Below are 25,574 nucleotides of genomic sequence, written 5' to 3'. Positions count from 1 at the left end.
TATATCAGTTGCTTTTAACGGTGACAGGCTATTTGGACTGCCATAGAAATCGTGCTATAATAATTGCATGAATTCAGAAAAATTATCTAAACGACTAGAAACAGTGGCAGGCTTTGTGCCCCAAAATGCCAGATTGGCAGACATCGGCAGTGATCATGCTTATTTGCCTGTTTATTTGACAAAAACAAAGCAAATCAGCTATGCAATTGCTGGCGAGGTGGTAAAGGGACCCTTTGAAAGTGCTAAAAAGGAGGTTGAAGCTCAAGGCTTGGCTTCAAAAATCAAAGTACGCTTAGCGGATGGTCTGGCTGCGATTCAACCTGAGGATGAAATCGATACAGTGACCATTGCTGGTATGGGTGGACAGCTCATTTCAGAAATCCTAAATGCTGATTTAGAGCAGTTAATTAATGTCAAGCGTCTTATACTCCAGCCTAATGTCGGTGAATGTGGTCTTCGCAGGTGGCTTAATCAAAATGGCTATCACATTGTAGCAGAATCGATATTACAGGAGCATCAGAAAATTTATGAGGTGATCGTAGTAGAAAAAGGGCAGCAAGCATTAAATGAACACGCCTTACTTTTTGGTCCTTTTTTAATGCAAGAAAAATCTACCGTTTTTATTAAAAAATGGCAGCAAGAGCTTGAGAATAAAGAAAGGGTTTTAAAAAAATTAAAGCAAGCAAAGCAATTAAATCAAGAGAAAGTGGCTCAATTTAGTAAAGAAATAACATGGATACGTAAGCTAATCATTTAACATTTTCATCGTTTAATCATTAAATCGTAGTTTGTCTGGCTATTAATAGTAAAATATAACAAGTTCCATTTAATGTTATATATTTAAGAAAAGGTGTTGAAATATTTATGAAAATGAAAGCAATAATTGAAGCCTATGAGAAATTTTGTCCAGTTGACTTAGCGATGGCTGATGATCCGGTTGGCTTGCAATTAGGTGATGAAAATGCTGATGTCTCTAAGGTGATGGTCGCTTTGAATATCAGAGAGCAAACTGTTCAAGAGGCGATAGATAAGGATATTGACTTAATTATTGTAAAGCATCCATTAATTTTTTCACCGCTAAAGACATTAGTTGATGCTCATTTTCAGGAGAAAATAATTTTGACATGCATTCGTCATCAAATTGCGGTTTATGTGAGCCATACGAATATTGATATCGTTCAAGGTGGGCTAAATGATTATTTTTGTGATAAATTAAATATACGAGAAACTGAAATATTGTCTGAAACTAAGGATGGGGAAGGAATTGGTAGAATTGGCAAGATTCAGCCTGTCCCATTTCATTCATTTGTAAGCCAAGTTAAAGAAAAATTCGGCTTGAAGCATTTAATCGCGATTGATTACGATGATCAGTCAAGGGTTATCCGTAAAGTCGCAATCTGTGGTGGCAGTGGCGGCAAATTTTATCCAGAAGCCATTGCTAAAGGCGCTGACGTCTATCTAACAGGTGATATTTATTACCATACTGCGCATGATATGCTAAGCCAAGGGCTTTTAGCTGTTGATCCGGGGCATCACATTGAAAAGGACTTTATACCACTTGTTGCTGAAAAATTAGGCGAGTGGCAACGAAAATATGGCTGGTCACTTGAAATTATTGAGTCTAAGGCTGTCACAAATCCATTTCAAATTATTTAAGGGGTGTTAAAATGAAATATGATAAATTATTAGAACGTTTCATCAGATATGCTAAAATTGAAACGCGCAGTAACCCAGAGAGCAATCAAGTCCCTACCACCAAATCACAAATTGATTTTGCGCATTTGTTAGCAGATGAATTGCGGGCAATTGGCTTAGCGGATGTTCATTATTTAAAAAGTAATGGCTATCTAATTGCTACCTTGCCAAGTAATAGCTCAAAATCCCTAAAAAAAATTGGCTTTATTGCGCATATGGATACGGCTGATTTTAATGCTGTCAATGTTGCGCCACAAATCATTGAAGATTATCAGGGCGAGATTATCCCGCTTGGTACATCAGGTTTTGAGCTTAATCCTGCTGAATTTCCTAATTTAATGCATTATATTGGTCAAACCTTAATCACAACGGACGGGACGACTTTGTTAGGCAGTGATGACAAATCAGGAATCGCTGAAATTATTACGGCAATGGCCTTTTTAATTTCACATCCTGAAATTGAGCATGGTGAGATTCGGATTGGCTTTGGGCCAGACGAAGAAATTGGTGTTGGTGCTAATCTTTTTGATGTTGAAGCTTTCAATGTTGACTTTGCTTATACCGTTGACGGTGGCCCGCTTGGTGAATTACAGTATGAGACCTTTTCAGCAGCCGAAGCAACCATAAGAATTCAAGGGAAGAATGTTCATCCTGGTACTGCCAAGGATGTCATGATTAATGCCTTGCAAATTGCTCATGATTTTCATGCAATGCTGCCAGCAGCCGAGGTTCCTGAGAAAACAGAGGGGTATCAAGGCTTTTACCATCTTTTAACGCTCTCAGGTACGGTTGATGAAGCAGAGTTGTACTACATTATCCGTGATTTTACTCGAGAGGGCTTAGAAAAACGTAAAAATAAGTTTGTTCAAATTATTAATCAGCTAAATGAAAAATATGGCGAGCAGCGTGTTAAATTAACTCTGCAGGACCAGTATTATAATATGCGAGAAGTCATCGAAAAGGATATGGCGCCAGTTGAATTAGCTGAAAAAGCGATGATAAGGCTAGGGATTCAACCAATTATTGAACCGATTAGAGGTGGTACAGATGGTTCAAAAATTTCATTTTTAGGTTTACCGACGCCGAATTTTTTTGCTGGTGGTGAAAATATGCATGGTCGTTATGAGTTTGTTTCCTTGGAAACAATGGTAGCGGCAACTGACACCATCATTGAGATTATCAGGCTCAATGCCGAATAAGCGAAGCACTTGAAATTACTAGGGTTAACCTGTAAAATATAAGCACATACAACATTGCTTTGATGATAATTGGAGGATACTATGAGCGAAAATACTTGGACACCTGAAGAGGTTGAACAAATTAAAGATAGAATTTTAACAGCGCTTGAATCGGTAATTGACCCTGAACTCGGTGTCGATATCGTAAATCTTGGCTTGATTTATGAAATCGGTTTTGAGGATAATGGACATACTGAAATTAAAATGACCTTGACCACCATGGGCTGTCCATTGGCTGATATTTTAACCGAACAAATTCACGACGCCCTAAAAGAAGTACCAGAGGTGACAGAAGTTGATGTAAAGCTTGTCTGGTATCCTGCTTGGTCAGTCGATAAAATGTCAAGATATGCTAGAATCGCCTTAGGGATAAGATAAGTGCAATGTGTTGATATAACTGGATTTAAACTCCATTATGCCTAGTGCCAAGCTTAAAAGCTGGACATTGGTCATACGGATAAGAAGTCCATTGGTATAGTTGAAAATTCTTCTATTTACTTTGAAAAAAAGTAGATAGGAGTTTTTTTATGGAAAAAATTTTAGTTGAAGATGCAATTGAAGAACTGTTGTTTAATGATGAGGCGAGAGGGTTAGCAATAGACACAGCTGAAAAACATACAAAATTTTTAGAGATGTTTAGAGTATTTGTAATTGAAAAACAGATTAGTTATATTGATGAAGTTGAGCCTTGTCACATTAGAGCGCTGATAAGTCAGTGTTTTTCTTTTTGAGTTGAAGGAGTGAAATTTCATGGAAAGGATAAAACAGATGTATTTTTAACGCACTTGAGATTAGGGCACTGGATAACCCAGTTTTTAATTTTTTGATTGTTTGTGGCGATCATTAATCACATTGTTAATTGGCTCATGGCTGCCGCTGATGACAACACTTTTAATAATTCAAGTTGTTGATATTATCAGTGGAATAATGGCTAGTGGTAAGGAAAAGACAGCTGGAATTGCAATAGGAATTAGCTCAAACAGACTTTACAAAGGGTAAGCAAAGGCGACATGTGGCTATTGTTTATAGTTGCTAATCAAATTGATGTGTTCGCTTTTGATAATTTATCTGTTATGAAAACAGTAGTGATTAGTTATTTGATTGCGAATGAGGGGTTAAGTATTCTAGAAAATCTAGATAGGTTAGTGGTAAAAGTAGCAAAGGGATTAACTAAGTTTTTGGAAAAGTTGATAAAGACAATGAAGAAGAGCATCTGGATTAATTTCTAGATGCTTTTTATTTTGGGCTTCTACTTGTCTTTAAAAAAATGCTGTGATAGTCTAATTATAAAATGTTAAATAACATGGAAATTTTTAAGAAAGGGCTGACCAACTTGGGACTAAAATATGCAAGTAGTGAATCATCAGAATTAATTGCTGCTTTGACTACTAACGTTAATACAGCGAATTCAACGATTGAGTCGTTGAAATCAGGTTCTCAACAGCTGACTGCTGCAATCGATGGCAATACCTTATCGGGTGCTGCTTATACTGCTGGGAAAGGTCTGTTTCAAGAATTAATTATACCAACAATTACTCGGGTCACCGAAGCAACTGACGATGTCAAAGCTGATTTATCAAAATACAGTGCTGCTAATGAAATTGTTTCAACGGAATCATTGTTGGATGAGGCTAACTTGAAGCAACAAATTGAAATAAAAAAAGCTTCAAAAGCTGCGGTAGATGCTGCCAGTCGTTCAATTCATTTACAAACCCTCTCTAATCCCATTGCTAAGCTAGCAGATGCTTTATTCGATGCTCAAAATCGATTAAATGGTATTTCTGACGATTTGCAGGATGATATTGACAAATTACAAAAGAAGCTGGATAAGCTTTATGAATTTTCAAGTGCAGTCAGTGGTTTATTTAGTGACAGCTTAAATAACTTTAAAATTGCGATGCAAGGTGTTACTGTTCTGAATAATACGACTGTTAACAGCGATGGCACTTATTCGTTACCAGAAGGTACAGATAAAAGTTGGTTTACGGATAAAAAATCTGATGACGACATTATTGAGCAAAACATAGCGCTTTTAGGGCTTCCTAAAGCAGCAGAAAAGTATTATCAAAAAGAGCTGAAAAAAATCTTGAAGAATGTCCCTAAAGAACAATGGGGTAAGACAATTCAAGAAATCAATGAAGGTTTATTATTTGATGATGAAGGCAATATCTTATTAATTGGCAAGGCTAATTTTGGTAGTGGTGACGGTCTGATTGTTCTAAAGAACGGTAAATATGATGAGAAGCTGACAAAAATTGCCAACCAAGAGGCCGATGCAGAGCACTGGGAGAAGGTTAAAGACAATAGCGGAAAACTTATTTTTGGTTTAGCTGCACTTCTTGGTGGCGGTGGGCTTGGTTTACTTTCTGGAACAGTAACCGTTGGTTCTGGTGGGACATTAGCGCCAGCGGGTGTAGCTGGTCTTTTAACTTCAGAAAGTATGATTGCTTATGGTATTGGCGCACTCGGCGCAACGGTTGCAACAGTAGGTGCAGCCTCCTCAATCAGTGGTGTTAGCAGTATTGAACAATCAAGTGCGGGATTGAATTATAGCTTTGCTAAGGATTATGATAGTCATATTGGCAGTCATCCAACGAGTAGGACAATCGGGAAGTCTGTTGAGGGTAGGATAGATGGAAAGAAGGGTGACTTTAGAGTTGATGCTGAGCCAGGCTCTGATCGGGCTGTCCATATTCAAAACAGTGTCAATAAAGTAAAAGATAATATCCGAATGGATGATCTTGATAAAATAAATATTGATAATCTTACAGAAATCAAAAACTTAATCCCCCCAGAATACAAAAGATATGTTGGGAAGAGTGGATTAGATAAGCTTGCTAAAAATATACAAAGTGCTTATAAATATGTGAAAGGAGTGCGTGCCAACCAATGATTATTTACGGACAACTAAAATCAAAACAATTATATTTAGACGACAAAGAGTTATCAGAAAAAATGTGGGGGATTGCTATTAAAGAGGCGGATGGTAATTTACTTTTGAATACATCACCTTTTGATATTGATACAAATATTTTAAGTGACCCATTTGATATGTACTGCTTAGGATTACCTAAATCAGGATACGATAAACGATGGGCAGAAGTTTTTATCGGTAACCCAGATGAAAAATTTTATTTTGAGGTTCCAAGTTGGGGGAAAAAAAACGAGTTGGAATTTTACACTATCCATACTCAAGTCACTACGCTTGATAAACGCGCCTTTTACATCATGGTTATTGAAGTGATGAAGCAAGCGGGTGGTAAGATTAGTGAGGATGATAAAGAAACATGGATAACACTTGAAGCGTTTGAAGCTAAACATCAAGATATCTTATCGCTGTCCTTTGATGAAGCTAATGAAATTAGCCTAAAAGAAGCGAAAACTATGACATTAATTGAAGAACGCGCCCCAGATTCCATGACTGAAGCTGAATATAAGTATCGTGGTTGGGACTGGGATTATGAATGGTTTTCAGAGATTTATCCAGACTTAAAGCACAAAAATAATCAGTGATATCAGATTGAACCATAGAAGCATATTTGAACAAAGAAAAAATACGCAAGTTTTATGATTGTTCTAATTATTTGATTTAGGTAATAGTGTTTTATGGAAAACTAGCTAAAGTGTCGGTTGTTTTTTTGAGGTGGGCTATAGGTATTTTTTGGAATGCTGAGCAATCCGTGATATAATTAATCTTTTTCATAAACTCCTAGCACTGCCAGAAATGGTGGTGTTTTTTTATTTGCTTATAAAATAACAAAAAATAATAATCTTTTATAAAAAGTTATCAATAAATATCACTCAAAAATAATACTTACTTTATCAAGTATCTAACAAGGTCAACTGACTAAAACGCTTAAGTTTACTATAATTATTAATATCAAATAGTATTGAGTTTCTTAATTAAATTATTTAGTTTTAAAACCTTGTATACCAATGCTTTTCCTAACCGAACAAATTCACGACGCCCTAAAAGAAGTACCAGAGGTGACAGAAGTTGATGTAAAACTTGTCTGGTACCCTGCTTGGTCAGTCGATAAAATGTCTCGATATGCTAGAATCACCTTAGGGGATAAGTTAGGTGCAATGTGTTGATATAATCAAAAATACTTCTGTTTACTTTATAAAAGTAAATGGAAGTTTTTTATTTAGTGATTTTTTATGACAATAATGTAAGTTTTCTTTTATGCATGCAACGAGTAGACTTGAAGTTAAGGAGGCTATATTGTGAAAAAGAAAATTAAATTAATGATATTATTGCTATTGACAGTCATCTTTTTTGGCTTTATTTTTATTTGGAAGTACGGTGGAAATTATAATATTTATTTAATACCACCGAGTCCCAAAAAATATGGTGAAATCGCCTTAAATAAAATTGATAATCTCGGATTATATACTAAAAGTAAGGCATGGGAGGTAAAAAAACAGGAAACAATGGCTGAATTTGATCATGCTAAGACAATTGATGATACAATCAAGCCTCTGGAGGATGCATTAAAGATTGCTTGTGGTAAGCATGGCTCGATTTATCAAGATAATCCAGACAGTAATCAATTTGACGTTATGATGCCTACAGGAAAGATAGAGAATAATGTCCTAATTCTGACTGTGCCAACCTTCACGGGAGATTCGGATGAGGGTAAAAGATATGCTGAAATAATTACGGAAAATTTGTATAAAGCAACCTATAAAGGTATTATTCTTGATTTTCGTGATAATAATGGTGGCGATATGGGACCTATGGTTACAGGACTAGCACCAATTTTATCAGATGGAAATTTGATTGGCTTTATTGATAAAAATAATCATGACACAAAAGTCAGTTTGAAAAATGGCATGGTAAAAAATGGTGGTTCATCAGTCTCAATTAATAATCAAAAGAAAATTGCAAAAGTGCCAATAGCAATTTTAATAAATGGTCAAACTGGCAGCTCGGCAGAAATTACTGTCCTATGCTTTGCTGGTAAACATGATATTCAGCTTTTCGGGCAACCATCAGCTGGCTATACAAGTGCTAATAGTCAAGTAAATTTATACGATGGTCGAGTGATGCAAATTACATCTGCGAAAATAAAAGATGCTAGAGGCAGGGTTTATGACAACCAAAAAATTATGCCAAATGTTGAAACTAATGAGCCCTTAGATGCAGCATTGAACTGGCTGAATAATAATTAATTTCATTTTAAAGTGAGCGATATACAAAATATTATTTTTGAATAAGGAATATTCAACTATGACTAATTATAAAAACAACTAAAAATCAAATAACGTGTCGGTATGCTTCACAATACTTTCTATTTTGTATTGATTAAATTTGATTATTTAATTAATTTATTCAGTATCACATTATTATTTTAAATAGTGTTATAATAACAAAATAAAAAGTAGGTGAATTTATTGAAAGAACGTGTTTTGGTTTTTAGTGATGCAATTATCGCAATTATTCTAACTATTATTGTTTTAGAATTACCTATAAAGTATTTTAATGACGGTTCAGTTGATTGGATTTCATTGATTCAGTCGGTTGGTATTTATTTTATCAGCTTTTGCTTTGTAGCTAATCTATGGTTTCAGACTGCCTACGCATTTAACCATATTGACCAGATTAAAAATAAAATTTTAGTTATTTATATGTTTTTATTATTTCTTCTATCCCTGATTCCTTCGGCAACTAGGCTCTTGATTGAGGATACCACCCAGACTACAATATTTATCTACGGTGTTTTAACCTTGATTGTAACAATGGTCATGAGACGTTTAATTGTAGCTTTAACCAAGCAAAGTATCAAGGTAGCTCATAATCAAGCAAGACGAATTAAAGAATTAAATCGACAAGATTTAATGAGTATCATTTTTCGCTTCGCATTGCTTTTATTCTCACAGTTTTTTATACATGCAGCTTTAATTATCTATTTGATATTGCCAATTTTAGCATTTCTGCAAAATATTATTGATCGTGAAGAAAACCAGATTGTTGATCGTCTGGACCAAGAACAACAGGCAGACTATTTTAAAAATCGGCATCGGCTATGGGGCAATCAAATGAAACGGTATTCACATTTGCTTCGTGATTCTCTACAAGCTAATAATGGAGATAGCTCAAATAATTGGCAACAAATTATGATAGAGTGGCAAAAAAATCTTGATGAAGAAATTGAAAAATATCAAAAGCAGTTATTAACTAAAAATAAGCGTGATAATAAACGACTAGAATTTGAATTAAGACAGCTCTTGAATCAAAAAAAACGGTTGAAATTACAAGAGGAGCGACTAAATAATAGCAGAATATCCTAGCCTTAAAAATAATGAATTAGTTGATATTTATAGCATGCTATCGATAAAAATTAAGAAGTAGAAGCTTGTTTTTATTTTTTGTTCAGTAATATCAATAGTCACCTCGCACGAGGTGGCTTTTTCCTTATATACTAATTTAATTGCTATAATTTAAATCAGTTTTGTATCTTGATATGAATCGGAGCAGCTATGAATAAAAAACGATTTATTAGTGCCGAGATGTGAACACTTTTAATAGCAAGTCTAATCTCAGTTCTAAACATTAATTGGATTGCTACAGCATCTTTTAATTGATACCATTTTGTTAAGTCAGGAGTGTTGAGTGGTGGCATAACCTCATCCTTTTTTATAGAGAGTTTAACTGCTCTATCCACTTTAATTTGAATGGACTTTTTAAATTTTTCTTTTATCCATCCATTTTCAAAAAATCTGACTAAAACTTTTTAGTCTTATATTTTTTGTACTGTTTTTTAATTCATCCATAGATTGTAACCAAGCATAAATTGAAGTAGTGGTTATTTCACTGATATAGCTTTGTTTAATGTATTCTTGATACTTATCTATCCACTTCCTATCCTTATTTCACTCAAGGTTAATAATAAGCAACAAAAAAGGCTAAAATGTTGATTTATCAACATTTTAGCCTTAGCTATTATATGTAGCTGGTGGACTTGATGGCAACATTGATTTAACAGGGATTACTGATAATGGCTATGGTGTAGCAAATACACCAGCAACAGAAACACCAGCGGTTAATGAAGGTGAACAGGCTAATTCAACACCTAAAGCCGATATAAAGGTTGGTGATACAGTTAAGGTTAACTTCTCATCGAGCAATTGGGCGACTGGTGAAGCTATTCCAAGTTGGGTTAAAGGTAATTCATACACAGTCTAGCAAATTAGTGGTGATCGAGTGTTGTTAAGCGGTATTCTTTCTTGGATTAATAAATCCGATACAGAGATTATTAGTGTCAATACGGCAAGTACAAGTCAAGCTCAATCGACACCATTGACATCTAGTTATACTGTCAAATACGGTGATAATTTAAGCTCAATTGCTTTAGCTTATAGTACAACTTGGCAAGCGTTACAATCGCTAAATGGGCTAAGTAATCCAAGCTTGATTTATCCTGGTCAAATTTTACAAATTAGTGGCCAATCAGTTTCAACATCAACCGTTCGTTATACAGCAGTTTGGGGTGACACTTTAAGTGGTATTGCTTCAAAATACGGAACGACTGCTCAAAGTATCAAAGCATTGAATGGCTTATCGAGTGATTTAATCTTTGCTGGTATAAGTTATAGAATTAAATAAGTAATACCCACGCCCTTGTATTAATTTACAAGGGTTTTTTTATTTTGTGTGTAAAAAAAATAAACCGTTACGATTGTTTTCGTAGCGGTTTATTTATTCTATTAAAATTATTCTTCAACAGAATATCGCTGTTGCTTAAATGTTGTAATATCGCCATTTTCTGTATCGTCTGAATATTGAACTAATTGTACCTTTGATTTATAATCCGTACGATGAGCATTATTAATTTTTTTGATGTTAATTTTATAATCTTGATTGTTCTTTATTTTTTGTTCAAACACCTTTTGATTAGCTACATAAATAAAAGTTAGCTTATTTTCATCTATTCCACTAGTCATAAACTCTAATTCATTATCTTTGACATTAATACTTGTTGTCATTAATTTCAAAGTTCCATCCCCAGTATCTTGATTTTTAGCGACTTGATATTCAGCATTATCTTTGCTTCCTAATGAATCTTCAATCGTTTTTGAACACGAAGTTAATAATGTAATAATAGATAATAGTCCTATAAATAGGCTTGTTTTTTTCATAATTCAATCCCTCCTTTATTCATAATAAAATGTTGTCATTTAAATTATATCAGTCTTGAGTGGTAATTTATTTTCTATGTATTTTTTTATTATATCAGAGATGGTGGTGGGTTTTTGTTTGACAAATAGCTACTTACTTGATAATATCTGTTCTCAAAGTCATTAAGTATTAACGGAGACTACTCGATAACATGAGTAGCTTTCTTTCATTAAAATAATACTTTTAAAGATTAAATCACATTATTGATATGCTACAATACATGTATTAAAGTCAAGGGATAATATTATTAAGGAGTTTAATATGAAGAAAATTTTAAAGAAGTTTATATTTTCAATTATTCTAGTTGCTAGTCTGTTTGCGCTGACAACTCAAATTTCGTCTGCGGAAGAAAATTCTGCTCAAGTTTCTACACAATATCAATTGTTTGATGAATTATCAACAAATGAACAAGTATCTGTTATCAAGAATGATCCAATTTTTTTAATTGATAATGATTTTGAAAATGTTACATTGGTATATAAAAAAAATGATAAAAAACCCATAGCAGATAAAACCAATAATAGCGGTAATGCAGTAAAACAAAATGTAAATAATAATATAAAAAATAATTCATCAAAAAAATTACCAGCTACAAATGAGAATAAAGCTAATCCGCTGCTGATTGTGTCTGGTTTTGTAATTCTAGTTTCTGGAGTTAGTCTAATTGTGATAAAAAGAAAACAACTAAAGGATCTATTACTATTAGTAATTATTGTTGGCGGAGTTGGTAGTACAATAATTGTTAATGCTGAATCGGAAAGTTTACCAAAATCAACCGTTGAAAATTTATCAAAAAATACAATTTATAATAAACAAAAAAGCATCAATGGTTATGAGTATATTGGCTATATTCGAAATTCGTCTAATAATCCAAAAGTTGAAAATGGAACTGTGACAATTAAATATCAAGATGTTAACGGCAATGAATTAGCTGCAGACAATAATTTGATTGGAATTATCGGATCAAATTATGAAGCAGAACAGAATATATTTGAAGGATACACGTTTGAAAGAATCGAAGGTAATCAAACAGGAACGTTCTCAAATGAAAATCAAGTCGTTAAATTCATTTATAGTAAAAATATTGAAACCGGGAAAATAGTTTTACAGCAATCTGGTTTACTCCCAAGTGATGAAGAATCATATTATTATGTTGCTACTTACTATGACAAAGATGGAAATGTACTAAAAACCGAAGAATTACATGGTGATACTACGCTTCAAAATCAAGAAATTACTTTGAATCTAGGTGATTCATATACGGTATATTCATATGTCGTTTTCCAAGGTTACTCTGAAGAAACCAAAGAACAAAATTACCTTAGATATGTACTGTTACCTGATCCAGAAGACCAAGAATTGACAAAAGGAGTTCTAACTCAAAAATTATTAATCATTAATTACAAATTTTATAATAATACACCAGTATAAATAATAAATGATTGGCGCGTTATTTTTAAGCTTTTTACCTCTAAGTGAAAGGCAATTTAAAAGGCTGATTATATGAAATCTCATGAAGAACACATCAGAGAAATCTTTAATTCGTGATTATCATGATAGGGGAATGAGGAAATGGCAAGGTATGTATTTATCTGAACAGACTACAATGCTTAAGCAGATGGAAGAAAAGGACAATCACGTTGTTTATCGATATGAGCCGATGGAAACGAGAGATATGATGGATTTACTATATTTTGCTTTTTCTCATAATAAGGTTGTCCTTGCTCAAGTGGGTGAAATAGATTTAGGCTGGAATCAGCAGGAATACATAATAGGTTCTGTTAATGGATTTGATGAAGGTAAGGTATTTATAGACAATAAACCTTATGAAATTGAAGAAATTGAGTATATTGAGATATACAAAAAAGACTAGAATATTCTAGTCTTTTACTTGTGCCAAATACATAATAAAAAACTACCATATCTATTGATATAAGTAGTTTTTTATCACTTTAAAATGTGCCAAATATGTGCCAAATTATTATTCAACAATGAGCATCAATAATAAACAAATACTGATAAATCAACGTTCGTTTAACAATAACTAGCAATAAATAGCTATTATATGGAGCTGGTGGGAATTGAACCCACGTCCAAACACCTCGCTACATAAACGTCTACAGCCATAGATATATGATTTTTATTTAACCTTAAAAGCTGTCATATAACCCCAGAGTTTAAGGCGAGCTTGAGAATCTCTTATTTAATAGTCAAGCGCTATTAAATCGTAACCTTCTAAAATGAAATCTTTAAAGGCTCGAAAGTAAAGCGATTAAAGATTACGAGAGCTGGTGTTTAGGCAGCTACAGCGTAAGTATTGTTTGTTTTAGCAGTTATATTTAACTGTGACTTTTATCGAAACGTCCTTCGGGCTGCAGTTCATGCTCAAGCATGCCTGTCGAATCCGTAACAACCCCGTTACGAAATATAAACATTATAACATAGCAATATCTATGTTTCAATTTATTTGAAATTAATCGCTGTATTTATGCCATTACAAAATTCATAAAAATCTTTATTACAAAATACAAGACATAAATCCAGAAAATAGTAAAAACCCTAGACACTTACTGTCTGAGGGCTTCTACCTGAGCTTGACCTAGACTTAAAATCCACGCACGCCCACAACACACTTTAAAAATACCATAAAAATATTTTTTCATCAAGAGGTTTTAGGGAAATTAAAAGGTAATTTATAGAGGATTGGTATTTTCTAAAATATTGTAAATATTCTAGAAGAATCAGCTGAAAAATGGAGACCTGACTAAAACTATGTTAAACTATAAGTATTGAATTTTTAGGAGGATATGCTTGATGAAGGAAGAAACAACAGTTCAATCTAATGTCCGCTGTTCTTTTTGTGGGAAAACACAAGAGGAAGTTCGGAAAATTATTGCTGGTCCCAATGTCTATATTTGTGATGAATGTATTGAGCTTTGTAAAGAAATAATTGACGAAGAATTTGATCAAGCAATGCTAGAGGAGCTAGGCGAGGTGCCAACACCTCAAGAATTACTTGATATTTTAAATGAATATGTGATTGGACAGAGCAAAGCGAAGAAAACTTTGGCAGTTGCTGTTTATAACCACTATAAAAGAATTAAGCATGTTGCGGAAAATACAGATGTTGATTTACAGAAATCGAACATTTGCTTAATTGGACCAACTGGTTCAGGTAAGACCTTCTTGGCACAAACTTTGGCAAAGAGCTTGAATGTGCCCTTTGCAATTGCTGATGCAACAGCACTAACAGAAGCGGGATATGTTGGTGAAGATGTCGAAAACATTCTATTAAAATTAATTCAAGCTGCAGACTATGATATTGCAAGGGCTGAGCGTGGGATTATCTATGTTGACGAAATTGATAAAATTGCTAAAAAATCTGAGAATGTGTCAATTACACGTGATGTTTCTGGTGAGGGTGTTCAGCAGGCACTATTGAAAATTATCGAAGGTACAGTCGCCAGTGTGCCCCCACAAGGTGGTCGCAAGCATCCACAGCAGGAATTAATTCAAATTGATACCAAGAATATTCTATTTATTGTTGGTGGTGCTTTCGATGGGATTGACCAAATTGTTAAAAACCGTTTGGGTGAAAAAGTAATTGGCTTTGGCTCGAATAATAAAATTAAAAATCTTGATGAACAGTCTATTATGCAATTAATTATTCCTGAAGACTTATTGAAATTTGGTTTGATTCCCGAATTTATTGGGCGTTTACCGGTAATGGCTGCTTTGGAAAAACTTACAGTTGATGACCTAGTACGTATTTTGACGGAGCCTAAAAATGCTTTAGTTAAGCAATATCAGACATTATTAGCATATGATGGTGTTGATTTGAAATTTGATTCACAAGCTCTGAAGGAAATTGCAAACAAGGCGATTGAACGCAAAACTGGCGCACGTGGCCTACGTTCGATAATTGAAGAAACAATGCTTGATATTATGTTTGATGTACCTAACCATCCAGAAATTGAGAGTGTTACGATTACAAAGGACTCAATCGACGAACAAGCAAAGCCGCTTATTACTTATAAAGAAACAGCTTAAAATCTGGGAGAAATAAATGAATATTCATAACGCAGAGATTATCATCAGTGCAGTTAGTCCGGCTCAATATCCCGATACGGGACTGCCGGAGATTGCTTTGGCGGGAAGGAGTAATGTTGGTAAGTCATCTTTTATTAATACTTTATTAAATCGTAAAAATTTGGCCAGAACATCAGGAAAACCGGGAAAGACCCAACAGCTTAATTTTTACAATATTGATGATACCTTACATTTTGTAGATGTTCCGGGCTATGGCTATGCAAAGGTTTCAAAAACTGAGCGTGCTAAATGGGGAAAGATGATTGAAACCTATCTCACAACACGTGAGAATTTGCGTGCAGTAGTTAGTTTGGTAGATATGCGCCATGAACCGACACAGGATGATATTCAAATGTATAACTTTTTAAAATACTACCAGATTCCTGTGATAGTCGTAGCGACGAAAGCAGATAAAATACCTAAAAGTAAATGGAATCGGCATGAAAATATCATTAAAAAAGCTTTGCATTTCGAGCCAACAGATCAATTTATTCAGTTTTCATCTATCACTAAAGATGGTCGAAAGGCATCTTGGCAAGCGATTGAAGCTTATATTCAATAAAAAGACTTTTAAAAGACTTCGGTTTTTTAAAAGTCTTTTAAAAAACTTTTCCATTTTTGAAATATTACTGATTTTTGAAATTAGATAGCGTAAACCTATGTTATAATGACTTGTTAAACTCATTTTGATAAAGAATTGAAACAAGTGAGTATTTGTATTTTAAGGAGTTATTTGTAATGAATATTGAAGCATTAAAAAATAGACAAGCACATATCCGAAATTTTTCGATTATTGCTCATATTGACCATGGAAAATCGACCTTAGCTGATCGAATTTTAGAAAAGACTGATACGGTTTCACAGCGTGAAATGCAAGATCAGCTCTTAGATTCAATGGATTTAGAACGCGAACGTGGTATTACCATTAAATTAAATGCAATCGAATTAAATTATCAAGCTAAAAACGGTGAAACCTATATTTTCCACCTGATTGACACACCGGGTCATGTCGATTTTACCTATGAGGTTTCGAGAAGTCTAGCCGCGTGTGAGGGAGCGGTCTTGGTAGTTGATGCTGCCCAAGGGATTGAAGCGCAAACCTTAGCCAATGTTTATCTAGCGATTGATAATGATTTAGAAATCTTACCGGTTATTAATAAAATTGACTTACCGGCTGCTGATCCTGAGCGTGTTCGTGCGGAAATAGAGGATGTTATTGGCATTGATGCTGAGGAAGCAGTTTTGGCGAGCGCAAAGGCTGGGATTGGCATCGAAGAAATTCTAGAGCAAATTGTAGAAAAGGTACCTGCACCTGCAGGCAACGTTGAAGCACCCTTGAAGGCATTGATTTTTGATTCTGTCTATGATGCCTATCGTGGCGTTGTCCTTAATATTAGAGTTGTTGACGGTGTTGTTAAGCCCGGCGATAAGATAATGCTAATGAGCAATGGTAAGACCTTTGATGTGACTGAGGTTGGTATTTTTTCACCTAAATCTGTTAATCGTGATTTTTTAATGGCGGGTGATGTCGGCTTTGTAACTGCGGCAATTAAAACTGTTCAGGATACTCGCGTCGGTGATACGATAACCTTGGCAGAAAATCCTACTCAGGAGGCTTTACAGGGCTATCGTAAGCTTAATCCAATGGTTTATTGCGGTCTATATCCAATTGATACGGCCAAATATAATGATTTACGTGAGGCCTTAGAAAAATTGCAGCTAAATGATGCAGCCTTGCAGTTTGAGCCTGAAACATCACAGGCCTTAGGCTTCGGCTTTCGCTGTGGCTTCTTAGGACTTTTACATATGGATGTGGTGCAAGAGCGTTTGGAACGTGAATTCAATCTTGACCTCATTATGACTGCGCCATCGGTTATTTATCATGTTAATCTAACTGATGGTACCCAGGTTGTTGTTTCAAATCCATCTGAATTTCCAGAGCCTGTTCGGATTGACTCAGTAGAAGAACCCTTTGTTAAGGCAACAATCATGGTACCTAATGATTATGTCGGTGCTGTGATGGAGCTATCACAACGTAAACGTGGAGAATTTGTCACAATGGATTATCTTGACGAGTATCGCGTCAACGTGATTTACAATATCCCGCTTTCAGAAATTGTTTTTGATTTCTTCGATAAATTAAAATCGTCAACCAAGGGCTATGCGAGCTTTGACTACGAATTATCTGGCTATCGACCAAGTCGTCTTGTTAAAATGGATATTTTATTAAATAGTGAAAAAGTTGACGCGCTTTCATTTATTGTTCATAAGGATTTTGCCTATGAGCGTGGCAAGATTATCGTTGATAAGCTGAAGCAATTGATTCCAAGACAGCAGTTTGAAGTACCAATCCAAGCAGCAATCGGTCAAAAAATTGTGGCTAGAAGTGATATTAAGGCACTGAGAAAGAATGTGCTAGCCAAGTGCTACGGCGGGGATGTTTCACGTAAGCGTAAACTCTTAGAAAAGCAAAAGGCTGGTAAAAAACGGATGAAGATGGTTGGCTCTGTTGAAGTCCCTCAAGAAGCCTTCCTAAGTGTTTTATCCATGGATGAAGATGAAAAGAAAAAAAGTTAATTATTATTAAAGCAATCCGTTATTTCGGATTGCTTTTTTACTGCTGATTTTTGTCAGATGATCAAGCTACTTGGTGTGCTGTAATATGCTGACTGCTTGTAATAGATAAAAATTATTAGCGCATCTAAAAGAAGTATCTGAAAATTTGTATTAGAAATCATTTTTTTAACGAGTGTTTTATTTCATATAGAATATTTTTTGATTTAAGACGTTTATAATTATATTTTTCCGCGTAGTAATATTTAGGAGCGAATGATCGTAAGCTTAGCTCCAAATTTAAAAAATATAGGGGATGTTTGAATGGGAAAAGTTATCCGTGTTACACCTGATGTTTTAAAAAAGACTTCTAACGAGTTGAAGTCACTAGCGGCGTCATATCAAAATATTTACGTACAATTACTGAATCAAGCTAGAACAATGGGAGGTGCATGGCAGAGCTCAGATAATTTAGCATTTGTTAATCAAATTGAGGGCTTTTGTGAGGATTTAGATAAAATGAAGGGTCGTTTAGATAATGCTAGTCAGGTCATTTCAAGGCAGGCGGCTAATTATTCGCAAACAATTGCCCATAACATTGCGCAAATTAAACGATTAACCAACTAATTATAAAGGAGGGTGATTATGACTGATAAAATGCAGGTCAATACAGGTCAGGTTAATGAAATTGCGGGTAAAATTGAGGGCTTGAATAAACAAATGCTGTCTTTGCTCGAAGATAGTCAGCAGCAAATGAATCAGCTGGCGGATACATGGAATGGACAGGCAGCAGAATCAACAATTGGTGCCTATAATCAATTTTCAAAGCGTTATTTTCAAAGCTATCATGATATTCTAGCCAGCTATGTACTCTTTTTGAGAAATAATGTAGCTCAAAGTTACGAAGCAATTGAAACCGAAAATATCAATCTTTCAGAAACCTTGAATTCATAAAGTGCGTGTCATTAAAGTAATTTGTTTTATTATCATAACTTTTTTATTCTTTGGAGGAATATGGATGTATACGCATAATACTTCGAATAATCAACAGGTGAAAAAAACGGCATTAAAATACTTAGAAAATACTTATCATGAAAAATTTTTGATAGAAGAATATGCAGAAAAAAGCCTATTAACACCTAGTCATCACTTTAGAGTTAAGTCATTTAAGCACCGGCGTCTGTTTAATTTGTATTTAAATCCAGATAATAAATTTGAAGATGATTATTTTTGTTTACAGCTTGAGCAAGAAGCTAATGGTTATTTTAAGGAAATAATTAAGCTAGAAAACGTTGATATTCAAACTAGAGTTGTTATTTATAATAATAAACGGCCTAAAGGTTTAATGGTAAACGCTAGCTTTAGAGATTTTATAAATACAGGTGAGGCATTAATATTTCTTTACATCATTTCAAATCGATCCCTGATTCTTACTGAGAAAGCAGAGATTTTATCAAAAATCGAAACAACGTCTGCCGTTCAGCTTGGCTCATTTATTGAAATAACTAATATAGAATTAATTAAAAAAATTAATGATCCAGTCATCATTATGTCACAGCTTTCTTTAATTAAGAATAAGCTTGATTTTAAACTGAATAGTCAGCAAAAATTGGTTCTTGAAGAGGGAAATTAGATAGGAGAAACTTAGTGAGCCATTTAAATGATTCGCAGCTGGCACAGCTGAATATTTTGATTTATCAGATGACAGGCGTCTACCCTGATGGGCTGACGGTCAAGCAGCTTGCCCAAGAAATGCTAACCAATCAAGTTAAAATGGAAAAATATTCAATCGCTGAAAGCAGCGCTTTTTGGCAATCGATTTGTGATGACGAGGTGCTTGGTGGCTATTATATTCAACAATTTTATCAAAAAAATGGGGCAAGAAATGTTTGCTTTACCGATGAATTATTTTTACCGACAGATGTTAATGTTATTTTTAGAGGAAGCGGTAATGCTGCTGAATGGCAGGATAATGGTGAAGGTGGTTATTTATCAGATACTGAGGCTCAAAAGGCTGCCGCAAACTATATTGAACAATTACCAGAGCATTTTGGCAACCAGTTAACAGCTAGTGGTCACTCAAAGGGAGGCAACAAGGCACAGTATGTGACGATTACAACTAATCGAATTGAACGCTGTGTCTCTTTTGACGGTCAAGGCTTCTCAAAGCAGTTTATCGAGAAGTATGCCGAAGCAATTGATAGCAGGCAAAATAGGATTTCCACCATTTCTGCAGCAAATGATTATGTTAATATACTTTTTTATCCAATTGCCGCCTCAGTGATGTACATTGAAACAGAAAAATATTCTAATTTTACTGACTATCATTATCCTGAAATTTTATTAAAAAATAATATTTTAGGTGCATCGACAGTGCAAAATAGCAATTTAAAGGTTATTGGTGAGTATACTCAATGGCTGCAGGAATCAAGCTTAATTTCAGAGCAGAATAAAATGCGTATTTATCTGAATTTAACCAATGCGATTGCAAAGGGGGGCAAAAATCTTTCAATGCTGGCTTGGCTTGATACAATTATTAGCCTGTCAGATTTATCCTTGGGCTATTTTGATAATTTTATACGTGATAAAATGCTGAAAGCTAATCCTCTAAACAGTTATTTATCAGCCGTTTTAGCCCAGCTCTTAGAATATCGACCTATCAGCTATCAAATATTGAGGGAGCTATACAATGCATTGCCAATAAATCACATAAGCTCAATGGAGACTATAAATGCTGGAGCCGCAAATTTTCACGTTAAAAATAACGGCTATGATTCATTAATTCGTCTTGATACAGTAGAAATGAAAAATGTAGCTTTAAGATTACAAAATTTATCTAACCGCATGGCTCAGCTCCGCTACAATGAGCAGAGCCTATCACATAAAATGTCTATAGATGAAGCGTGTGACCAAAGCTTTAATGGAAAAATCGATAATCAAGCCTCGAGTGTTTTAAAGGCAATTGCTGAATACTTAATTGAGACATCGAATAATTTTGAAAAAATCGAACGAGTGATTGAAGGAGGATAATAATATTAGTGATTATCAGCAGGAAATGAATAGCCTTAGAGCTGAATGTCAGGCCATCAAGCAAGAGCTTGAAAATTTAACTGCAAATTTATCCTTATCAGGCAAATACTCTGGCATTGGTATGTCAGCGACGGTGCAAGCACTTAGACGTCAAATAAAAAAATTATGATTGGGCAGAATAGAAAATGGAGGGATTTAATGACTTTTTTGCAGCTGGATACGACACAAATCCAAGAAACAGCAGCACTAATTAAAACCAGTGTGGATATGAATCATCAATTGTTTTATAATTTATCAAAAAGTCAGCAAAGTTTGAGTAATTGGCAGGGCGCTAGCTCAGTATTTTTTTTGCAGCAATTTTCCAAAATAAACCAAGCCTTTGAGCGACAAAATCAAGTGATTTTAAGCTATCATTCAGTTTTAACTCATTATCTTTGTCAGACACATTTGGCTACTGAGGCTGTAAATTTAAGGCTAGCAGAGCAGATTAAGTGAGGCTGATAATGTTGATTAATGTAGAGCCACAGCAGCTAATATTACAAGCAGAAAAAGTTAAGCAATATCAACAGCATTATTTGCAAAATTTTGATAGAATCAATTCTGATATCGAGCGGTTAACAATATTCTGGCAAGGTGCGGAGGCTACCGAATTTATTGGTGCTTGGCAGTCGTTAAGAGCTTCAAGCTCTGCAATTTTGCATTTTAGTCAAGCCTTAATAAAATACGCGGAGCAATTAAATCGAGTAGGTAGCTTGTATTTGGAAGCACAAGAAAAAGCACAATACTCTGCCAAGCGATTATAATTTTTTAATTAATTCTCCAGTAAGGCTAAGGCTTCCATATTATTCATTTTAAACATATAATGGAGACTGTAAACGTTTTAGTGCTTTAATGCTTTATCAATAGCAATTGCTTTGAATAATGATTATTTTTAGTGATTTTGTTGACTAATAGGAGGTTAGCTACATGAAGAATTTATATATTAAGCAAAAGGTTTTTAGTATTGGTGAAAAATTCACGGTCTTCAATCAGAATGAAGAGCCTGAATACCTTGTTCAAGGCAGCTTTTTTAAAATACCCAAAGCATTTGTGATTGAGGATAAGCAAGGTAATCCAATTGCCAAGCTAACCAAAAAGGTCTTTTCCTTTCTGCCTAAATTTTTTCTTGAGCTGGCTGATCATTCAGAAATTGTAATTTCCAAATCCTTTTCATTCTTTCATGCGCATTATGAAATAGAAGGGGAAGGCATTGAGGTGCGAGGAAATTTTTGGGATATGGACTTTGAAGTTTTGAAAAATGGTAGAGCAATTGCTGAAATTCATAAAAAATGGTTCTCATGGGGAGATACCTATGAAATTCAAATTTTAGATGAATCACTAGAAAAATTAATTATTTCAGTTGTGATTGCGATTGATTGTGTTAAAAATAGCGAAAAAAATAGCGCTGCATCATCATCAAATTAAAATTTTATATAATTGATAATACTTAAATTAATCAGTAAAAATATTATTTATCGATAAAATAATTGTTACTCATTGGGAGAAAGCATTGGAAAAAGTCATTTTAGGAATTGATATTGGTACGACGAATGTAAAGCTAATTGCAATTAATCGTCAGGGTGAGCTGGTATTTAACTCAAAAATCAAGCTTGATGTTTATCGAGGCAATGGCGGTAGCGCCACACAAAAAATTGAACAAATTTTGGCAGCAGCGGTTGATTTATTAAAGGAAATTGCCATTAGAGATGATTTGACCTTTGAGGGTCTTTCTTTTTCCTGTGCCATGCATAGCTTAATTTTATTGGATCAGGCGTTTCTGCCATTAACTGATGCGATTCTTTGGTCAGATAATCGGGCAAAGCAGCAGATTAAAAATTTAAAAACTCAGGTAGATCATGCAAGCACAATCTATCAACGAACAGGGACACCAATTCATCCGATGAGTGTCTATGCAAAATTGTTATGGTTCAAACAAGAAAGGCCTGACTTATTGGCTAAAGCAGCTTATGTTGTCAGTATCAAGGATTATTTATTGCACTATTTTTTTGCTGAACTAATAACTGACTGCTCACTAGCAAGTGCTAGTGGTCTATTTAATATGGAAAAATTTGATTGGGATACTGCTCTCCTAGCTGAGCTAAGGCTTTCTAGTGATCAGCTGCCTAAAATCGTTCCAATGAGTTATCAATTAACCAAAAGAACCTCTCTGTTTACTTCTATTTTTGGCAATCGAAAGTTATTTCCCTGCTTTGCTGGGGGTGGTGATGGTATGCTCTCTAACATTGGAGTCGGTGCTATCAATCTTGAAACACTGGCTTTTACGATGGGGACAAGTGGTGCGATGCGGGTAATTGCTAATAAGCCAATTCTTGATTTAAATGAAGTGTTGTTTTGCTATGCTTTGGATAAAAAACGCTGGTTAATTGGTGGTGCAAGTAATAATGGTGGCAATGTACTAGAATGGCTAACTGAAAAATTTGTGCCAGAATTGTCAGTATCAGAGCTTCTTAATCAGGTTGCTCCAACATTAGCTAATCCGTCAGAGCTACTATTCTACCCATATTTACATGGTGAGCGGGCCCCTTTGATGAACGCCCAATTAACTGCCCAATTTATTAATATTCAACCGCAGCATCAAATGGCTGATTTTTTAGCTGCAGCAGTTTTAGGAATGGCATTTAATTTCCGACTTTTATTTGAAAAAATTCAGCAGGCCAATCATTCGATTCAATCAATTCGTTTTACAGGTGGTGTCAGCCAATCAGAGCATTTAAGACAGCTCTTTGCTGATCTATTGAATTTACCAATTGAAGTATTAGAAACTGAAGAGAGCTCCGCACTCGGAGCAGTACTAATTGCAATTGAGGCGCTTGATTTGCAAGCTGCTTACTGTCTTGATTCGATTTATCGAAACATAGCAGTTATTGCACCTGATTCAAATCGTGCTATGATCTTAGAGAATGCCTATCAAAATTTTAAAAGTCACCTGCCATGCTAAATTCTAATTAAGTAAATTTGTCCAGCATTCAGAATGTTTTGAAATGCTGGTCTATTTTTTGTAACCGTTTGCTATCAAATAGCCATTTTTGAATTTGCCAAATAATTATACCAATTTAGAATTGCTTTAATTTTCTGAATATTATTTGTTTTTTAGATTTAATAATGTTAGAATAGCTTGAAATAATTTGACGATATTACTCGGTATTTGGGTAATCAAATAGCAGTAACTTATTGGAGGAAAACATGGCAACACTTTTAGAAAAAACCAGACAAATTAATCGACTTTTACAGGTCCATGAGATCGATTCAGAGGTTGATTTACCATATCATTTCACAGCAGAAAAGCTTGGTGATATTATTGATTGTAATGCTTATATTATTGATGAAAAGGGAAATGTACTTGGTTATTCAACGAAGTATGATGGTAATAATGAGCGAGTAAATCGATATTTGGCTGAGCGTAAGCTACCAGATTATTATGTCAGATTGGTTGATTTTTTATTTGATCCTTCGGCGAATATTAAGGTTGATGAGCCATTGACGATTTATCCCTCAGAATTAAGAGAGCAATTTCCAAACGGACTGACTACAATTATACCAATTTTTGTAGCGAGCGTTCGTCTGGGTTCGTTTATCTTATCGCGTGAGGTTAAGGAATTTGGCGATGATGATTTAATTCTCGCCGAGATGGCATCAACCGTAGTTGGGATGCAGCTTTTGAACGCTCAAACGCAGGATTTAGAGGAATCTGTTCGCAAGCAAACTGCTGTTAATATGGCAATCAATACACTGTCATTTAGCGAATTGAAAGCGGTTGAGGCTATTTTAAATGCACTTGAAGGCGATGAAGGTCGCTTAACGGCCTCGGTGGTGGCTGATGAAATTGGGATTACAAGAAGTGTAATTGTTAATGCATTGCGCAAGCTAGAGTCAGCAGGGATTATCGAGTCGCGTTCTCTTGGAATGAAGGGAACTTACTTAAAGGTCATCAATAAAGAAATATACAAAAAAATTAACCATAACGATAAGTAAAACGTAATGAAATACGGTTTTCGGAGGACTTAGAATAATGAAGGCTTTAATTTCTATTGATTACACAAATGATTTTGTGGCAGATGAGGGACATTTAACTGCGGGTAAACCTGCACAAGCGATTGAAATCGCAATGTATGAATTAACCAAAAAGTTTATAAATAATCAAGATGCTGTTTTCTTTACGATTGATTTACACGATTTGAATGATAACTACCATCCGGAATCCAAGCTATTTCCACTGCACAATTTACGTGATACGAGTGGTCGTTTATTATACGGTAAATTGGGTGCTTACTATCAGGAAATTAAAAGTCTAAATAATGTTTTTTGGTTGGATAAAAGGCACTATTCTGCCTTTTCAGGAACTGATTTGGATATTCGCTTGCGGGAAAGAAGGATTACTGATTTAACGATTTGTGGTGTACTTACTGATATTTGTGTCTTGCATACGGCCATTGATGCTTATAATCTTGGCTATCAGATTACGATTCCTAAATCGGCTGTTGCAAGTTTAAGTGAATCAGCTAAATTATTTGCTTTGGAACATTTTAAGCAGGTTTTGGGTGCGAAAGTGATTGATTAAATCTATTTTTTTTGGTAAATTATAAGTATCTATTGGTTTAAAGAGACGAATCAAGCATTATTAGCTTAAATTAGAGAGCGGTATCTAGGCTGAAAATATCGCAAAGCTAAGCTTGAGGGAACACTCTTGACGTAGACCAACGATTAATGAACGTTACTCATAGAGGGGA

The 25,574-nt window shown here is 34.7% G+C and carries 29 protein-coding genes, 1 other RNA gene and 1 pseudogene; 28 read left to right on the top strand and 3 right to left on the bottom strand.

The features are described from left to right. The first annotated feature begins 67 nt into the window (after positions 1-67). From HOY35_RS04280 to HOY35_RS04225, 11 genes and pseudogenes are all read left to right on the top strand, one after another. A complete protein-coding gene (locus HOY35_RS04280; RefSeq protein ID WP_172210583.1) occupies positions 68-757 on the top strand; it encodes a tRNA (adenine(22)-N(1))-methyltransferase TrmK in 690 nt (229 codons plus the stop codon). Between the two features lie 107 nt (positions 758-864). Beyond that, positions 865-1,656, top strand: a complete 792-nt coding sequence (locus tag HOY35_RS04275; protein ID WP_172210584.1) for a Nif3-like dinuclear metal center hexameric protein — start codon at positions 865-867, stop codon at positions 1,654-1,656. Positions 1,657-1,667: 11 nt separating this feature from the next. Next, positions 1,668-2,894: a peptidase T gene (pepT, locus tag HOY35_RS04270; RefSeq protein ID WP_172210585.1), complete on the top strand. Its 1,227-nt coding sequence runs from the start codon at positions 1,668-1,670 to the stop codon at positions 2,892-2,894. Between the two features lie 81 nt (positions 2,895-2,975). Continuing rightward, positions 2,976-3,311 (top strand): metal-sulfur cluster assembly factor, encoded by a 336-nt coding sequence (locus tag HOY35_RS04265; RefSeq protein ID WP_172210586.1) that lies wholly within the window; start codon positions 2,976-2,978, stop codon positions 3,309-3,311. Positions 3,312-3,460: 149 nt separating this feature from the next. Beyond that, complete coding sequence (locus HOY35_RS04260) at positions 3,461-3,664, top strand: hypothetical protein (protein WP_172210587.1); 204 nt, start codon at positions 3,461-3,463, stop codon at positions 3,662-3,664. Between the two features lie 100 nt (positions 3,665-3,764). After that, on the top strand, positions 3,765-3,932 hold the full coding sequence (locus tag HOY35_RS13655) for a phage holin family protein (RefSeq protein WP_367650301.1): 168 nt from the start codon (positions 3,765-3,767) through the stop codon (positions 3,930-3,932). Between the two features lie 8 nt (positions 3,933-3,940). Beyond that, a pseudogene (locus HOY35_RS13650) lies at positions 3,941-4,162 on the top strand (phage holin family protein); the annotation flags it as partial. A 74-nt stretch (positions 4,163-4,236) separates the two neighbouring features. After that, the gene (locus tag HOY35_RS04245) at positions 4,237-5,826 is read left to right on the top strand and encodes a T7SS effector LXG polymorphic toxin (protein ID WP_172210590.1); all 1,590 of its coding nucleotides are present in this window, start codon (positions 4,237-4,239) and stop codon (positions 5,824-5,826) included. Then, positions 5,823-6,446: a hypothetical protein gene (locus HOY35_RS04240; RefSeq protein ID WP_172210591.1), complete on the top strand. Its 624-nt coding sequence runs from the start codon at positions 5,823-5,825 to the stop codon at positions 6,444-6,446. Before HOY35_RS04245 ends, HOY35_RS04240 begins: the two co-directional genes overlap by 4 nt. A 714-nt stretch (positions 6,447-7,160) precedes the next feature. Then, positions 7,161-8,108 (top strand): S41 family peptidase, encoded by a 948-nt coding sequence (locus HOY35_RS13645; protein ID WP_172210593.1) that lies wholly within the window; start codon positions 7,161-7,163, stop codon positions 8,106-8,108. A gap of 213 nt (positions 8,109-8,321) precedes the next feature. Beyond that, positions 8,322-9,227: a TMEM175 family protein gene (locus HOY35_RS04225; protein ID WP_349627489.1), complete on the top strand. Its 906-nt coding sequence runs from the start codon at positions 8,322-8,324 to the stop codon at positions 9,225-9,227. A 711-nt stretch (positions 9,228-9,938) separates the two neighbouring features. Here the strand turns inward: HOY35_RS04225 and HOY35_RS13605 are convergent. Continuing rightward, positions 9,939-10,064 carry a hypothetical protein gene (locus HOY35_RS13605; protein WP_283770039.1) on the bottom strand — a complete coding sequence of 42 codons (126 nt, stop codon included), beginning with the start codon at positions 10,062-10,064 and terminating at the stop codon, positions 9,939-9,941. Between the two features lie 79 nt (positions 10,065-10,143). On the opposite strand from HOY35_RS13605, the gene HOY35_RS13440 reads away from it, so the two are divergent. Continuing rightward, positions 10,144-10,542, top strand: coding sequence for a LysM peptidoglycan-binding domain-containing protein (locus tag HOY35_RS13440; protein WP_249641466.1), 399 nt, complete (start codon positions 10,144-10,146; stop codon positions 10,540-10,542). Positions 10,543-10,649: 107 nt separating this feature from the next. On the opposite strand, the gene HOY35_RS04215 is transcribed toward HOY35_RS13440, so the two are convergent. Beyond that, positions 10,650-11,075, bottom strand: coding sequence for a hypothetical protein (locus tag HOY35_RS04215; RefSeq protein ID WP_172210595.1), 426 nt, complete (start codon positions 11,073-11,075; stop codon positions 10,650-10,652). 301 nt (positions 11,076-11,376) lie between these two features. Here HOY35_RS04215 and HOY35_RS04210 point away from each other — a divergent pair, with 301 nt between their 5' ends. Both HOY35_RS04210 and HOY35_RS04205 read left to right on the top strand, forming a co-directional pair. Beyond that, the gene (locus tag HOY35_RS04210) at positions 11,377-12,546 is read left to right on the top strand and encodes a MucBP domain-containing protein (protein ID WP_172210596.1); all 1,170 of its coding nucleotides are present in this window, start codon (positions 11,377-11,379) and stop codon (positions 12,544-12,546) included. A gap of 133 nt (positions 12,547-12,679) precedes the next feature. Then, positions 12,680-12,988: a hypothetical protein gene (locus tag HOY35_RS04205; protein WP_172210597.1), complete on the top strand. Its 309-nt coding sequence runs from the start codon at positions 12,680-12,682 to the stop codon at positions 12,986-12,988. Positions 12,989-13,178: 190 nt separating this feature from the next. Here HOY35_RS04205 and ssrA read toward each other — a convergent pair. Continuing rightward, positions 13,179-13,532: a transfer-messenger RNA gene (gene ssrA, locus HOY35_RS04200) on the bottom strand. 397 nt (positions 13,533-13,929) lie between these two features. On the opposite strand from ssrA, the gene clpX reads away from it, so the two are divergent. The 14 genes from clpX (at position 13,930) to HOY35_RS04130 (ending at position 25,405) form a co-directional block, all read left to right on the top strand. Beyond that, on the top strand, positions 13,930-15,165 hold the full coding sequence (clpX, locus tag HOY35_RS04195; RefSeq protein WP_172210598.1) for an ATP-dependent Clp protease ATP-binding subunit ClpX: 1,236 nt from the start codon (positions 13,930-13,932) through the stop codon (positions 15,163-15,165). Between the two features lie 16 nt (positions 15,166-15,181). Continuing rightward, a complete protein-coding gene (gene yihA, locus HOY35_RS04190; protein WP_172210599.1) occupies positions 15,182-15,766 on the top strand; it encodes a ribosome biogenesis GTP-binding protein YihA/YsxC in 585 nt (194 codons plus the stop codon). Between the two features lie 176 nt (positions 15,767-15,942). Then, entirely contained in the window at positions 15,943-17,781 is a 1,839-nt protein-coding gene (lepA, locus tag HOY35_RS04185; protein WP_172210600.1) for a translation elongation factor 4, read from the top strand. A 300-nt stretch (positions 17,782-18,081) separates the two neighbouring features. Continuing rightward, the gene (locus HOY35_RS04180; RefSeq protein WP_172210601.1) at positions 18,082-18,384 is read left to right on the top strand and encodes a WXG100 family type VII secretion target; all 303 of its coding nucleotides are present in this window, start codon (positions 18,082-18,084) and stop codon (positions 18,382-18,384) included. Positions 18,385-18,402: 18 nt separating this feature from the next. Further along, positions 18,403-18,711, top strand: a complete 309-nt coding sequence (locus HOY35_RS04175; protein ID WP_172210602.1) for a WXG100 family type VII secretion target — start codon at positions 18,403-18,405, stop codon at positions 18,709-18,711. A 64-nt stretch (positions 18,712-18,775) separates the two neighbouring features. Next, entirely contained in the window at positions 18,776-19,390 is a 615-nt protein-coding gene (locus tag HOY35_RS04170) for a hypothetical protein (protein ID WP_172210603.1), read from the top strand. A gap of 14 nt (positions 19,391-19,404) precedes the next feature. Then, on the top strand, positions 19,405-20,787 hold the full coding sequence (locus tag HOY35_RS04165; RefSeq protein WP_172210604.1) for an Mbeg1-like protein: 1,383 nt from the start codon (positions 19,405-19,407) through the stop codon (positions 20,785-20,787). Then, positions 20,774-20,956: a hypothetical protein gene (locus tag HOY35_RS04160; RefSeq protein ID WP_172210605.1), complete on the top strand. Its 183-nt coding sequence runs from the start codon at positions 20,774-20,776 to the stop codon at positions 20,954-20,956. The genes HOY35_RS04165 and HOY35_RS04160 overlap by 14 nt, the downstream gene beginning before the upstream one ends. Before the next feature lie 29 nt (positions 20,957-20,985). Then, entirely contained in the window at positions 20,986-21,282 is a 297-nt protein-coding gene (locus HOY35_RS04155; RefSeq protein ID WP_172210606.1) for a hypothetical protein, read from the top strand. An 8-nt stretch (positions 21,283-21,290) separates the two neighbouring features. Continuing rightward, on the top strand, positions 21,291-21,590 hold the full coding sequence (locus tag HOY35_RS04150) for a WXG100 family type VII secretion target (RefSeq protein ID WP_172210607.1): 300 nt from the start codon (positions 21,291-21,293) through the stop codon (positions 21,588-21,590). Between the two features lie 163 nt (positions 21,591-21,753). After that, on the top strand, positions 21,754-22,251 hold the full coding sequence (locus HOY35_RS04145) for an LURP-one-related/scramblase family protein (RefSeq protein ID WP_172210608.1): 498 nt from the start codon (positions 21,754-21,756) through the stop codon (positions 22,249-22,251). Positions 22,252-22,336: 85 nt separating this feature from the next. After that, complete coding sequence (locus tag HOY35_RS04140; RefSeq protein WP_172210609.1) at positions 22,337-23,785, top strand: gluconokinase; 1,449 nt, start codon at positions 22,337-22,339, stop codon at positions 23,783-23,785. A 245-nt stretch (positions 23,786-24,030) separates the two neighbouring features. Next, positions 24,031-24,819 carry a GTP-sensing pleiotropic transcriptional regulator CodY gene (codY, locus tag HOY35_RS04135; RefSeq protein ID WP_172210610.1) on the top strand — a complete coding sequence of 263 codons (789 nt, stop codon included), beginning with the start codon at positions 24,031-24,033 and terminating at the stop codon, positions 24,817-24,819. A gap of 34 nt (positions 24,820-24,853) precedes the next feature. After that, positions 24,854-25,405 (top strand): isochorismatase family cysteine hydrolase, encoded by a 552-nt coding sequence (locus HOY35_RS04130; RefSeq protein WP_172211007.1) that lies wholly within the window; start codon positions 24,854-24,856, stop codon positions 25,403-25,405. Positions 25,406-25,574: the final 169 nt, after the last annotated feature.

It is taken from the genome of Enterococcus sp. MMGLQ5-1, from assembly GCF_013155265.1.
Taxonomy (GTDB): domain Bacteria; phylum Bacillota; class Bacilli; order Lactobacillales; family Streptococcaceae; genus MMGLQ5-1.
This window is presented reverse-complemented; position numbering and strand designations above follow the sequence as displayed.

What these genes read in the sequence shown, in the direction of transcription:
- HOY35_RS04215 (WP_172210595.1), bottom strand. Translation starts at nt 11,075, where the DNA reads ATGAAAAAAACAAGCCTATTTATAGGACTATTATCTATTATTACATTA.
- HOY35_RS04265 (WP_172210586.1), top strand. Translation starts at nt 2,976, where the DNA reads ATGAGCGAAAATACTTGGACACCTGAAGAGGTTGAACAAATTAAAGAT.
- yihA (WP_172210599.1), top strand. Translation starts at nt 15,182, where the DNA reads ATGAATATTCATAACGCAGAGATTATCATCAGTGCAGTTAGTCCGGCT.
- pepT (WP_172210585.1), top strand. Translation starts at nt 1,668, where the DNA reads ATGAAATATGATAAATTATTAGAACGTTTCATCAGATATGCTAAAATT.
- lepA (WP_172210600.1), top strand. Translation starts at nt 15,943, where the DNA reads ATGAATATTGAAGCATTAAAAAATAGACAAGCACATATCCGAAATTTT.
- HOY35_RS04260 (WP_172210587.1), top strand. Translation starts at nt 3,461, where the DNA reads ATGGAAAAAATTTTAGTTGAAGATGCAATTGAAGAACTGTTGTTTAAT.
- HOY35_RS04240 (WP_172210591.1), top strand. Translation starts at nt 5,823, where the DNA reads ATGATTATTTACGGACAACTAAAATCAAAACAATTATATTTAGACGAC.
- clpX (WP_172210598.1), top strand. Translation starts at nt 13,930, where the DNA reads ATGAAGGAAGAAACAACAGTTCAATCTAATGTCCGCTGTTCTTTTTGT.
- HOY35_RS04205 (WP_172210597.1), top strand. Translation starts at nt 12,680, where the DNA reads ATGAGGAAATGGCAAGGTATGTATTTATCTGAACAGACTACAATGCTT.
- HOY35_RS04245 (WP_172210590.1), top strand. Translation starts at nt 4,237, where the DNA reads ATGGAAATTTTTAAGAAAGGGCTGACCAACTTGGGACTAAAATATGCA.
- HOY35_RS04155 (WP_172210606.1), top strand. Translation starts at nt 20,986, where the DNA reads ATGACTTTTTTGCAGCTGGATACGACACAAATCCAAGAAACAGCAGCA.
- HOY35_RS04150 (WP_172210607.1), top strand. Translation starts at nt 21,291, where the DNA reads ATGTTGATTAATGTAGAGCCACAGCAGCTAATATTACAAGCAGAAAAA.
- HOY35_RS04145 (WP_172210608.1), top strand. Translation starts at nt 21,754, where the DNA reads ATGAAGAATTTATATATTAAGCAAAAGGTTTTTAGTATTGGTGAAAAA.
- HOY35_RS04210 (WP_172210596.1), top strand. Translation starts at nt 11,377, where the DNA reads ATGAAGAAAATTTTAAAGAAGTTTATATTTTCAATTATTCTAGTTGCT.
- HOY35_RS04275 (WP_172210584.1), top strand. Translation starts at nt 865, where the DNA reads ATGAAAATGAAAGCAATAATTGAAGCCTATGAGAAATTTTGTCCAGTT.
- HOY35_RS04280 (WP_172210583.1), top strand. Translation starts at nt 68, where the DNA reads ATGAATTCAGAAAAATTATCTAAACGACTAGAAACAGTGGCAGGCTTT.
- HOY35_RS04175 (WP_172210602.1), top strand. Translation starts at nt 18,403, where the DNA reads ATGACTGATAAAATGCAGGTCAATACAGGTCAGGTTAATGAAATTGCG.
- HOY35_RS04180 (WP_172210601.1), top strand. Translation starts at nt 18,082, where the DNA reads ATGGGAAAAGTTATCCGTGTTACACCTGATGTTTTAAAAAAGACTTCT.
- HOY35_RS04170 (WP_172210603.1), top strand. Translation starts at nt 18,776, where the DNA reads ATGTATACGCATAATACTTCGAATAATCAACAGGTGAAAAAAACGGCA.
- codY (WP_172210610.1), top strand. Translation starts at nt 24,031, where the DNA reads ATGGCAACACTTTTAGAAAAAACCAGACAAATTAATCGACTTTTACAG.